The following is a 12,142-nucleotide window of genomic DNA, read 5'->3' as shown; positions in this document are numbered from 1 at the left end:
CCGAATCTCCGATCGTGGCGGTGTAGGGGCGAGCCGCAGGCCCGCCCTTCCCTGGCCTCCTACTGCATCACATTGACATTTTGATTGATTCCCTCCAACACCTTCCTGATCTGCAGCCAAACATCCATATCGTTGCCAAACAGTACATTGACTGTCCCACGATCGGTAAACGGACTTTTCAGCAAAATGGAATTATCCTTCAGAAAGCCATTCACAGACAAATAATCAATGAGCTGCTTGACAAAATAAATCTGGTTGTCATTCAGGTTTTCCTGATTGATGTACTTGGCAAATGCCTGATTCAGTGCTTCTTTATCCATTCCTACCACTGAACGTACAAATTCTCCCAGCGGTTGGTTCTGATATTCGTTATGGTACTGTTCCTCTGTTCCCAGACGGTTCCACAACAAATCTTCCAAATCATCCATATCAACCTTTTGCATTGGCTCATTGTTCCGTAATTTTCGGATGGCCGGTATGTCTTCGTGTTGTTTCAAATAGAATTCCACTTTTTTCCTGTAATTGTCCAGGACTGGCGGTGCAACAGGTTGTTCATCCGGTCCTGTTTCCTTAATCTGTAACAGTGTATCCGTAAAATCCGTCTCATAGATTACTGCTTTGCCTTTTGGAATCAGTTTCATCAGATCCCGCAGTTCTTTGCGGATTTTTTCCCATTGGCTGATGCCTGCTTTCTGAAGATAATCTGTATGGAGAAGGCTAGTGATGAACTCTTTCTTCTGCTGTACAGCCGGGATAGTTCCCAAATGGGTCAAAGCCTCCAGCTTCTTTCTCAGATCCGTCAATCCACGGGGATAGGCTTTTCCTTCTGCACTGGCAAGTTCCAGCTGATACAACAGGGCATCAAACCGCACTGCATTAAAATCTTTATCCTCATTTTGCATCAGCGGCCCCAGATGTTTCTGGAGGTTCTCCACATCCTGATAGGCCAAAGCTGTAAACCGGTCTTTTTCCTGGAACCCATCCACATACTGGAGCTGCATCTGTACGGCAAAATTGTCCCTGGGCAGCGTCTGAATCTTAGTAATGACCTTTTCCACCAGTTCGTTCCTAACATTCTGCAATTCTGCCGTTTGCTGCTCCAGTTTCTGCAGCCGGAAGATCAGTTCCACTTCCAAAGAAAACACTCCCTGGGCCAGGGACACAACACCGCTGGCTTCGATTCCATTTGGGTTTTCCTGGAAAAAGTCGAAGTTCCCGCACAGATCAAAGATATAAAATTCCTTTTTATCTTCTCCATCCAGTAATTTTGGACAGGTCCGGGTTCCCCGGCCAATCATCTGCCAGAATTTGGCACGGCTCAGCACCGGTTTAAAAAATACAAGATTTAAAATAGAAGGGACATCCACCCCTGTATCCAGCATATCCACCGAAATCGCCACCTGGGGCAGTTTCTTTTCATCAGAAAAATCATCCAGTGCCTGCTGGGCGTATTCGATATAGTTGTCAATGACCGTACAGTAATCATCGCTCAGTTCGGGATACATTTCCTTCCAGACCTTCAGGATGGCTTCTGCATGAGCGTGGCTCCGGGCAAAAATAATGGTTTTGCCAATGGTGCTGTTGTACCGGATACGGATACCATCTGTCATCAAGACGGACAAAGCCTTTTTGATGGTATCCTTGTTGAAGATTTTCTGATTCAGCGCCGATCCATCGATGGACTGGGGCAGGTTTCCCTCTTCATCGGTGAACGTGTCCTCATAGGCCTTTTTTTCTTCGTCCGTCAGGTCTTCATAACGGATGCCTTCCTGCATCAGTTTCAGTTTGCAGTCCACCACATGATAGGGCACAAGGAACTTGTCCTTTACCGCCTGCTGCAGGTCATAGTTATAGGTGGGCACCCCATCCTCAAGATCAAATACACTGTAGGTATTCCGGTCGATTTCATCCCGGGGCGTCGCTGTCAGTCCAACCAAAAGTCCATCAAAGTAATCAAAAATAGCCCGATATTTGTTGTAGAGACTGCGGTGGGCCTCATCCACAATAATCAGGTCAAAATGGCCGCAGGTAAACATCCGGTGTCCCGTTTCGTCACGGATTCCATCAATGCAGTGGATCATGGTCTGGTAGGTGGAAAACACGCCCCGTGCACTGGGATTGGCATTTTTTTCGGTCAGGTTGGTGATGGTCAGATTGGGCAGATTGTTCCCAAATGCTTTCTTGGCTTGGAGTACAAGACTGTTCCGGTCTGCCAGAAACAGGAAATTTCGAATCCATCCATGACGGAGCAGCACATCCACCAGAGAAATGACGGTACGAGTCTTGCCGCTGCCGGTAGCCATTACCAGCAGTGCTTTTCTCCGGTTCCGCTGATCAAAAGCTTCACAGACTGCTTTCACAGCCGCCAGCTGATAATACCGTCCGGCAATATGGCTGTCCAGCTGAGCATTGATCAGGGGCTGTTTCGTTCCCATCTTGTAAAATTCTTTTTCCAGATCGCTGCGGGAATAAATCCCACTGACCGTCCGTTCCGGGTATCCGCCTTTCTGATCCTCCACGATCCTGGTTTCAAATCCATTGGTCAAAAAAATGATAGGACGCTGGCCAAACCGTTTTTCCAGACTGTCTGCATACAGCTTCCCCTGTTTCCGCCCGGCAGCCACATCCCGGCTGGTCTTTTTGGCCTCCACAACTGCCAGGGGTTTCCCATCCTGGCCAAACAGCACATAATCCGCTGCTCCATACCCGGTTGGGCTGGGCATCTGATCAACAGGATATTCATCCACCCAGTTTTGACCCCGCACCCAGCCGGCTTCTGCAAGCATGACATCAATATAGGCCTTGCGGGTATCGGCTTCAGACATGGTTTCCGGAGGCAGATGGAAGCCCTGTGCTTTTTCTTTCCGGAGAGCCGTTGCTTCAGCCTCTGCCGCAGCATATTTTGCCTGGAAGGCCTTTAGTTCATTTTCTTTTTTCTCCAGAGCCGCCTTTGCTTTTGCCAGCTCTGCGGCCTGTTTTTCCAGGGTTCCTGTATCTGCCTTTAGAGGCTGAGAAATCCGTGCAGCAGAAAAAGCCTCTTCAGGCAGTTCGATCTGGCTGTAGCTGTATGCAATAAAACGCAGAAACATATACAAAGATTCCAGTGCCAGTACCGCCTGTTCCTGAGATACATTTTTACGGCTCTGGGGGCCTGCATGAGCTGCCGTATTCCCGATTCTGCGGATGTACTCCAGCCGAAGCTGGAGCTTGGCATCCACAATGGCTTTGAATTCATCGGTATTCAGCAAAGTGATGAGATTATCCTGATAAGGGATATGGAGATCCCGGTCGATGGAATACATCCATTTTACAGCAGTTTCCATGGCCTTCCGGCAGGTCATGGCACAGATGGCCGGATCGATGGCCAGGACTTTTTCTGCATTGCTGGCAACGTCATAAAGCGGTTTGAATTTGGGGTCCTGCTGTAAAAAATCAAAGTTTCCCATCATACCAGACTCCTTATCAGGAAAGGTTTCACTTCCCCCTATACTTTATCACATTTTGTATCATTTTTCTGCTGTTCTCTGTGGACAATTTTGATTTATCGATGTGATTTTTTAATCGTGCAAATTTTCTCTGTTCCAATATTTTAGGTATTGGAACTACTAGTTGCTTTATAGCAGAAAGATTTAATGTTTTCTGTGCTATTCCTTTTACTTGCCTATCAATCTGCTGTTGAACATTGCTTGATAAAAGAGCACTATGCAAAAAATCACTATCTACAATCTCATGTTTAGGTTTTAGATAAGCGATATGCCGTTGAAAAAGAAACTTTTTATTATTTTTGACTACGGCCGAATGTCCATATGAACCAACCGTTGATAAAATAATATCTCCCATTTCAATTGGGGTCCGTACTATAAGACTGTTATAAGTTTCTTGAGTAATGTATTTTTCTGTATTGTAGGAAATCTCATTATTGACAATATTAGAAACAAAGATAAACGGAATACCACATGATACAAATTCAGGAGGCTGATGCGTGCCATCGGTGATTATTTTACAAACTTCATTCAGTCTATAGTGTTGCCTTTCATTACTAAACATCTCCACAAATCGGGATTTGACTAAATTATCAAGTTCGACTATTTCTTTTTTCCGTGCATCTATGATATTTTCAACCAAGCCTAAAACATTAATTATTCGTTGTTGTTCATCTCTCGATACTAAATTAAATGGCTCATTCTTGTAGTCCTTAAAATAAATATGAGGAATTGTTGCACCAGTAAAGTATTTTTCCAGATGCATATGGCAAATGACATAGTAAAGATATTGAGGAAGAACATTATCCCTTGGCAGCAAATATTGCAATGTCCCAATAACGGATGATTTCTCTGGACATAAAATAGCTCTTCCGATACCAGCTCCATCTTTGATTACAGCAATATATGGTTTTTCTTGATGAAAGAAATTTACCTTGCCAAGAAGACCTGAGGCTCCATAAATTGGATATACCCCTTTATTACTTGGTATATCAGATTGTTTGATATTTGACGATGCTTTTTCGCAAACATCTCCTAGTTTTACTTTCATGATTATCTTATATCTCCAAATCTAAAAAATCACTTTAACATTTTTTCCAAGGTAAGCATATCCTGATTAATTTGTTCTTCTAAAGTCTTTAGATTTGCCATAATCTCACTGGTCGGTGGGTATTCCACCGGCACATACTCGATTTCTTTGTACTTGTTGATGGACAGGTCATAGTCGTTATCCACGATTTCCTGTTTGGGTACAAAGAAACTCTGTTCCGTCCGTTTCCGACTTTTTTCTGCTTCCCGGTTATGGTAGCGCTGGATGATATCCGGAATGTCGTTCTCCTGTACAGGGGACCGTTTGTCATCCAGAGAAAATCCATCGGCTTTCATGTCGTAGAACCATACATCATCGGTGCCGCCGGCTCCGGTTTTGGTGAAGATCAGGATGGCCGTGGACACCCCGGCATAGGGCTTGAAGACCCCGCTGGGCATGGAAATGACGGCTTCCAGGCGCTGGCTCTCGATGATTTCTTTCCGGATGGCCTTATGGGCCTTGGAGGAACCAAACAGTACCCCATCCGGGACGATGCAGGCGCACCGTCCGCCGTTCTGGAGCATCCGCACGAAAAGAGCCAGGAAAAGGAGTTCTGTTTTCTTGGTTTTCACCACTTTCAGCAGGTCATCGGCCACCACATCATAATTCAGGCTGCCCTTAAAAGGGGGATTGGCCAGAATCAGGGAATACCGTTCTGTATCAGCATTCTGTTCTGACAAGCTGTCTTTGTACTGAATATCCGGATTTTCCACCCCGTGGGTCATCATATTCATAGCCCCAATCCGCAGCATGGTCCGGTCCATATCGTACCCATGGAACATCTCATCGTTGTAATGTTTCTTGCTCTTTGGTTCAAACAGCACCTGGTCCCGGTAATGTTCCCTGAGGTATTCCCCGGCAGCTACCAAAAATCCACTGGTCCCGCAGGCAGGGTCACAGATTACATCTTCCGGGTTGGGCGTCACCAGGTCCACCATCATACGGATGATATGCCGGGGCGTACGGAACTGACCATTGGTCCCGGCAGTAGCGATTTTGGACAACAGGTATTCATAGAGATCTCCCCGGATATCGCTGTCCTTCCAATCGATTTCGTCCATGGCCGTAACAATCTGTTCCAACAGTTGGGGTGTGGGAATCTTGAAAATGGCATCGGCCATGTATTTGGAATAGGCACTTTCTTCATCCCCGTGAAGTCCCTTGATAAAAGGAAATACCTGTTCCTGGACAATTTTATACATTTCTTCAGCAGGATAGTTTTTAAATTGGGACCACCGGCACAGCTGATGAGTTTCATCGAAGATACTGTTATAAGGAATTCCCAGCATCAGGCTGCTGGAACTTTTTTCGTTGTCCACCACATCCAGTTCCCGGATGAACATCAGGTACGTAATCTGTTCGATCACATCCAGCGGATTGGTAATTCCACCGGTCCAAAACATTTGCCAAAGACGGTCTACTTTATTTTTCAGTTCACCAGTAATCACAGCCAGCACCCCTTGTACGGATTATTCATTCAAGCAAAGCATCATGAAGCCATTATATCATACTTTTCAGTTTTCCTCTTCTCAAGGAAGCAGGTCATTTGTGTCAACAGGTTCTCGTTGAAACCTTTATCACAGTATAGTTATCCATTCATATCCGAAAGTGAAGCGTGCTGCATGACCTCCGGCCAAACCCATCCACCGTCCTGTGGACGGTCCCCCTTCCCTTTCAGGGAAGGACTTCAACGTGGTATGCCTGCTTATGCCCCCATGGTATGTAGAGCTTTGTCTTTTTGATCTTTTTTTCTCTTATTAAACTATATTATATTAATCTATACTATACTAATCTATGCCGCCATCTGACGGACATCCTGGATACCCGTTGGTATGCCATTGGTTGCCCGGGGAAACGGACCCCCGTGCAGGCGGGCGGCTCTGGCGATATTTTGCCTTCGGCAAAAATCTTGAACCGCCCCTACGGCGGTGGGCGTGGCATAGGATGAAAATCGGACCGCACGACTGTACCGGCTGGCACCAACGCAACTGTCTTTACATCCTTGCCCTTCCATGTAAACTGTGGGATAATTAATAGAGTGAAAAAAAGAAGCAAAACAGCACTGGAAACAAGGAGATGGCACTATGGTAGCAGCAGACTGTATGGGAAAGTACATTCTCCAGCACTTGGAGGAGGCACTGGAAAACCACTGGGTCCAGGTGTATTATCAGCCGGTGATCCGTACCCTTACAGGGGATCTGTGCGGTCTGGAGGCCCTGGCCCGATGGGTGGACCCCCAGTCGGGAATCCTTTCCCCGGCCACCTTCATCCCGGTGCTGGAAGAGGCCCGGCAGATCCACCGGCTGGATGCTTATATGCTGGAAGAAGTGTGCCGCACCATCCGCCAGCGGCTGGATGCCAACCTTCCCATCATCCCGGTTTCCTTCAACCTGTCCCGGTATGATTTCTCCAGCCTGGATGTTTTTTCCCTGGTGGAAGATACCCGGCAGAAATACAACATTCCCCGGGATTTCCTCCATGTGGAGATTACGGAAAGCGTCCTGGCCCAGAATGCGGGAGAGGTGCATCAGGAAGTGGACCGGCTCCGGGCTGAAGGCTACGAGGTGTGGCTGGATGATTTCGGCAGCGGCTTCTCTTCTCTCAACATCCTGAAGGACTTCCAGCTGGATCTGATCAAGCTGGACATGGGCTTCCTCCGGAATTTTACGGAAAAGTCCCGGACCATTGTTTCTTCAGCCATTACCATGGCCAAGCGTCTGAGGCTCAAGACCCTGGTGGAAGGGGTGGAAACCCGGGAACAGGCGGACTTTTTGGCCTCCATCGGCTGCGGACGGCAGCAGGGCTTCTACTATGGAAAGCCCCAGCCTCTGAAGGATACCCTGGCTTTGATGGAACAGGAAAAACGGGTGGTGGAACCCCGGAAGTGGTGCCACTATTATGACCGGGCCAGCGGCGAAATCCACGAAACGAACAGTCCCCTGGCTCTTTTTGGCATGGATGAAAAAGGGGCCATCCGTTATCTTTATACCAATGGGGCTTATGACAATGCCATCCGCCACATGGGCTATACCCTCCAGGAGATCCAATACAATCTGAATCATCCGGAAAACAGGGATGCCCTCCGCACCTACCTGTTCTGTGTGGAACGGTCCCGGACCACGCACCGACCGGAATCCTATGTCTACATCGACGGCGGAGATTACGTGCTGGTCCGGCTCCAGGTGGTCTGTGAGATGAACGGCCATCTGCTGATCACCACCACCCTCACCAACGTTTCCCAAAGCAACGCCCAGATCCGCCAGAACAAAATGGATGCCAATCTCCGGTATCTGTACAGCATGTTCGATGATGTGAACCTGGTGGATTTGAAAAAAAATACCATTGAGATGCTTTATGCCAACAACAACTCCAGCCATGTGTCCAGTCCCCGGAAGTTCCAGGATATCCGGACGGCCTTGAAGGATTTTGCCCGGAAGAGGATATTCGAGGAAGACCAGGCGACTTATCTGGCCTTCACGGACCCGGACACCGTGCTGGCCCGCATCCAGAAAAGCCCCACCGGAAGGATTTCCCAGCTGTTCCGGTGCCGGAACAGCACGGGCAACTACACCTGGCGGGAATGTATGGCCATCCAGCTGACCCATGGGGACAGTTCTCTGATGCTTACGGCAGACCGGACCCTGGAAGATGAGGATAGAATGCCGGTTGTTCCTGCAAAAACGGCGGAGGTCCTCCCTACCCTGCTCTGGGACAGCCTGAAAAAGAACACCCAGATCAAATATTTCTGGAAGGACCGGAACCGCCGTTTTCGGGGGGCCAGCCAGGCCTTTCTGGACCATTACGGCTTCCAGTCTGAAAAAGAGATTATCGGGAAAACCGATGAGGACATGAACTGGCACCGGGATAATATCCCCTACCGACAGGATGAACTGGATGTCCTGCAAAAGGGAATCACTGTTAAAGACGTGCCGGGAGAATGTATCGTAAAAGGCCAGCTCCATCCCATTACCTGCAGCAAATGGCCCCTGTACTGGAACGGGCAGATCATCGGGCTTATGGGATATTTTCTGGATATGGAGAAACTGAACCGAAAGCTGCGTCACGAACTCCCCACACCCTATGATGATGTAATATCCGGTCTGCGGAACCGGCAGGGATTCCTGGAAGACCTGATCCACTGCCAGGAAGATACAGAAGGAGAGGCCCGCCTCTATTGTCTGATTTTACTGGAAAGCTGTTTTGACAACTATCTGAAAAAAAGCTACGAACCGGCTCTGCTCCAGGATCTGATCCGGAAAGAGGCTCAGATTATCCAGAACCTGGCTGGCAAAGATTCCGCCATTTCCCGGCTCTACAATTCCACCTTTGCCATTATCCGCCGGGAAGCCAACCCGGAAGAATCGGAAGCCCTGGCCCGGAAGATCCAGAAACGGCTCCAGGCCATCCACCAGGTCAACGGGAACCCGGTAACGGTAACTTTCCGCTGGAGCATCGTCCATTCCACCGATCCTCTGCTGAAGAAAAAAATCGGTCCCAGCCAGATCTATCGGCTGGCGCTGAAGAAGTTGAGGGAAGAATAAAAGGGACTGCTGCACGCAACGTGCAGCAGTCCCTTTTATTCTTCCACCACTTCCGCCTTGAACACCATAATGGTATCCGCATCGCTGCAGCAGAACTCGGCGGTGCCTTTAGGCTGGCCGGGGATCTGGCCTCCGTACCGGAGAATGTCGATGTAGGGAAAGGCACAATGCATGGCCATGGGGCAGATTTTGCCCCGGTCTTCGTCGAAATCGAAGACCTCCCCCACATGATGGCCCCGGTGGCAGCCCATCTTCCCCCGCCGGTCGGTAACGGTGATCCGGATCTTCGGTCTGCGTCCAGCCATGGCTTTCTCCCTATTCCAGGGTCAGCAGCAGAGCCATTTTAAAGGGCTTTTCTGCCTTCACCCAATGGAGCCCGTTTTTGGCGAACCGGAACTGTTCCCCCGCTTTCAGTGTATGGGCCTTTCCTTCGTAACCGATGATCCCTTCCCCGTCCAGGGCAAAGATCAGGGCATCCCCGGGGGCCGCATGTTCACTGAGACCGGTGCCGGCGTCAAAAGCCATGACCACGAATTTCATCTTTTCATTGTGGACCACATCCATATTCACGATCCGGCCTTCCTGATAGGGCAGCAATTCTGCCAGTTTGAATGCTTTGCCTGCTTCCACTGCTTTGTTCATGATATCCTCCTTCTGAATCTCTACTTCCACATACACCGTATCCACTTCTGCGCTCATGCCCACAGGGACTCCTGTAGGAGTCAGGATGCTCTGACCCGGTTCCAGCACCGTGCCTGCCAGGGCTCCGGTGAGCTGGAGCCGGCCTTCCTGGACCAGGAGCAGTTTGTAATAGGGATAGATCTCCCCGCTGATGTCCGTCCCAGCCCCCAGAGAAAAGACCCACACCGGGTTCCGTCCTCCGGCGATCTGCTGGGAAACCGTGCACCCGGCCACCGGCTGATGGGTCCGGCCCAGAGAAAACACCTGTCCCGCCGTCAGTTTCATGGGTACCACCTGCTTTCCTTTTGTTGGTTGTATTGTAACATGGGAAAAAGGGAAAGTACGTTGGTGAGACAACAAAAAAAGCTGCTGCTCTTGCAACAGTCCCCTTTTTTATTCCTCCCCCTCCGGCAGCTTCTGGAAGAACTTACGGATCAGCACAACTGCCAGGAGGAAGCCGCAGAAATCGGAAACGCTCTGACTCCATTCCAGGCCGGTGATTCCCAGGGCCCTGGGCAGCACCAGCAGAGTGGGAATCAGGAACAGGCCGCTGCGTCCGGCGGCCACCAGCATGGCTCCGGCGGTTTTCCGGGTGGTCTGGAGACACATGTTGGTTAAAATGGTGAGAGGCACCAGGAAGAAGGTAAGGGCCTGGCACCGTAAGGTACGGGACCCGATGGCAATCACCAGGGGATCATCCCGGAACTGTTCCAGGATGGGTACCGCCCACACAATGGCAGCGGCAGCGGCTATGAGAGCGAACAGGGTGCCGCTTTTCACCGCAAACCAGAAGCCTTCCCGGAGCCGGCGGTACTTTTTGGCTCCGTAGCTGAACCCGCATACCGGCTGGAAACCCTGGCCGAAGCCGATAATCACGGAGGCCGCAAAGAAACTGAGCCGGGTGACGATGGACATGGCTGCAATGGCCGCATCCCCGAAGGCCCCGGCCGCCACATTGAGGAAAATGGTGGACAGGCTCTGGGTGCCCTGGCGGATCAGGGACGGAGCCCCTCCAGCGATGATTTCCTTCAGGATGGGCCAGGATGGATGCATGTTCTTCAGCCGGATGGGGATGTTGGCCCCCTGCCGGGTCATGAAAAGGAGGATGCAGAAACTGACAAACTGGCTGAGGATGGTGGCATAGGCTGCCCCGGCCACCCCCAGATGGAACTGGAAGATAAAGAGAGGATCCAGGAACACGTTGAGGAATCCTCCGATGGTGATCCCCACCATGGCAAAGGCGGCGCTGCCCTGGAACCGGAGATGGTTGTTCATCACCAGGCTGGACATCATTACGGGCGCCCCCACCAGGATCACGCTCATGTACTGGACTGCATAGGGCAGGATGGTAGGGGTGGAACCGATAAGGGTAGCCAGCTGGGGAGCGAACAGGTTCCCCACCACTGCAATCAGAAGGCCGCAGAGAAACACGTACAGGAAGCTGGTGGAAGCCATGGTTTCCGCCTCCGGCCGGCGTCTGGCCCCCAGGAGCCGGGAGATGCTGTTGCCGGAGCCGATGCCGAAAAAGAAGGCAATGGCATGGATGATGGCCATGGTGGCAAAGGTGACCCCCACCGCTGCAGTGGAGGCGGTATCGATTTTGCTGACGAAATAAGTGTCCGCCATATTGTAGAAGCTGGTGCACATCATGCTGATAATGGAGGGCAGGGCCAGGGAAGCAATCAAAGGCTTCACCGGGGCCTCCAGCATCTTCTGGTACTTTCTGGCTTCTTTGGAAGGCTGAGGTGCTGTATCTGACATAAGAAAACCGCCAATCTGTCCGGACTGGGCTGGACAAGTATTTTTTCTATTATACCATAAAGGAGCTGTTGCATGAGCAACAGCTCCTTGTCAATGGTCAATTGTCAATGGCCGATGGAGGCTCTTATTTCCCCAGGGCATCTGCCTGGATGATGGCGGCATAGAGCTGATCTTCGGTTACGTCGGCCACCATGTTGTGGATGCTTTCTCCGGGCACACAGGCAGCTCTGGCAATCTGCCGGATCTGTTCATCGGTGGTGATGCCCAGTTCGGCCAGGGTGGTGGGCAGGCCTACTTCTTTGCAGAAGCCCTGGACATCCCGGAATTCATCCTCTTCCACCCCTTCCAGCACCAGCTGGACCAGGGTACCGAAAGCCACACAGTTTCCGTGAGGAGCGCTGTGACCGCCCAGGGAGGTGATCCCGTTGTAGAAGGAATGGGCACAGGCCAGCCCGCCGTTGTCCGCCCCCACCCCGGACAGGTACACATTGGTCTCGATGATGGCATCCAGGGCCGGGGTCACCACCTGGTGTTCCACGGCGGTTTTGGCCTGGGCCCCGTAGTTCCGGAGGTTTTCGTAGCACAGT

Annotated in this window: 7 protein-coding genes and 1 pseudogene; 1 reads left to right on the top strand and 7 read right to left on the bottom strand. The window is 50.6% G+C overall.

Annotated features, from left to right (window positions below; translation table 11 throughout):
• Positions 1 to 59: 59 nt before the first annotated feature.
• The 3 genes from QVO43_RS06865 to QVO43_RS06850 are packed head-to-tail and all read right to left on the bottom strand — an operon-like array spanning position 60 to position 6,020.
• Complete coding sequence (locus QVO43_RS06865) at positions 60 to 3,449, bottom strand: DEAD/DEAH box helicase family protein (RefSeq protein WP_441293925.1); 3,390 nt, start codon at positions 3,447 to 3,449, stop codon at positions 60 to 62.
• Between the two features lie 25 nt (positions 3,450 to 3,474).
• On the bottom strand, positions 3,475 to 4,533 hold the full coding sequence (locus QVO43_RS06855) for a restriction endonuclease subunit S (RefSeq protein WP_022487796.1): 1,059 nt from the start codon (positions 4,531 to 4,533) through the stop codon (positions 3,475 to 3,477).
• Between the two features lie 29 nt (positions 4,534 to 4,562).
• Positions 4,563 to 6,020: a type I restriction-modification system subunit M gene (locus tag QVO43_RS06850; protein ID WP_288174676.1), complete on the bottom strand. Its 1,458-nt coding sequence runs from the start codon at positions 6,018 to 6,020 to the stop codon at positions 4,563 to 4,565.
• Between the two features lie 654 nt (positions 6,021 to 6,674).
• Here QVO43_RS06850 and QVO43_RS06845 point away from each other — a divergent pair.
• Complete coding sequence (locus tag QVO43_RS06845; RefSeq protein ID WP_288174674.1) at positions 6,675 to 9,113, top strand: EAL domain-containing protein; 2,439 nt, start codon at positions 6,675 to 6,677, stop codon at positions 9,111 to 9,113.
• Positions 9,114 to 9,148: 35 nt separating this feature from the next.
• Here the strand turns inward: QVO43_RS06845 and QVO43_RS06840 are convergent, their stop codons facing one another.
• From QVO43_RS06840 to QVO43_RS06825, 4 genes and pseudogenes are all read right to left on the bottom strand, one after another.
• Positions 9,149 to 9,418, bottom strand: a complete 270-nt coding sequence (locus tag QVO43_RS06840; protein ID WP_022487793.1) for a TIGR04076 family protein — start codon at positions 9,416 to 9,418, stop codon at positions 9,149 to 9,151.
• Positions 9,419 to 9,428: 10 nt separating this feature from the next.
• Positions 9,429 to 10,079 carry a cupin domain-containing protein gene (locus QVO43_RS06835; RefSeq protein WP_022487792.1) on the bottom strand — a complete coding sequence of 217 codons (651 nt, stop codon included), beginning with the start codon at positions 10,077 to 10,079 and terminating at the stop codon, positions 9,429 to 9,431.
• 108 nt (positions 10,080 to 10,187) lie between these two features.
• On the bottom strand, positions 10,188 to 11,555 hold the full coding sequence (locus tag QVO43_RS06830; RefSeq protein WP_229778474.1) for an MATE family efflux transporter: 1,368 nt from the start codon (positions 11,553 to 11,555) through the stop codon (positions 10,188 to 10,190).
• 124 nt (positions 11,556 to 11,679) lie between these two features.
• Positions 11,680 to 12,142 (bottom strand): annotated as a pseudogene (locus QVO43_RS06825) (iron-containing alcohol dehydrogenase); the annotation flags it as partial.

The organism is Acidaminococcus sp. CAG:542, from assembly GCF_000437815.1.
In the GTDB taxonomy this organism is placed as follows: Bacteria; Bacillota; Negativicutes; order Acidaminococcales; family Acidaminococcaceae; genus Acidaminococcus.
Note: the sequence above shows the minus strand (reverse complement) of the source record. Positions and strands in the feature narration are given on the sequence as shown.

Bases quoted from the DNA above. Each gene is read 5' to 3' on its own strand.
- QVO43_RS06865 (WP_441293925.1), bottom strand. From the start codon at position 3,449: ATGATGGGAAACTTTGATTTTTTACAGCAGGACCCCAAATTCAAACCG.
- QVO43_RS06855 (WP_022487796.1), bottom strand. From the start codon at position 4,533: ATGAAAGTAAAACTAGGAGATGTTTGCGAAAAAGCATCGTCAAATATC.
- QVO43_RS06845 (WP_288174674.1), top strand. From the start codon at position 6,675: ATGGGAAAGTACATTCTCCAGCACTTGGAGGAGGCACTGGAAAACCAC.
- QVO43_RS06840 (WP_022487793.1), bottom strand. From the start codon at position 9,418: ATGGCTGGACGCAGACCGAAGATCCGGATCACCGTTACCGACCGGCGG.
- QVO43_RS06835 (WP_022487792.1), bottom strand. From the start codon at position 10,079: ATGAAACTGACGGCGGGACAGGTGTTTTCTCTGGGCCGGACCCATCAG.
- QVO43_RS06830 (WP_229778474.1), bottom strand. From the start codon at position 11,555: ATGTCAGATACAGCACCTCAGCCTTCCAAAGAAGCCAGAAAGTACCAG.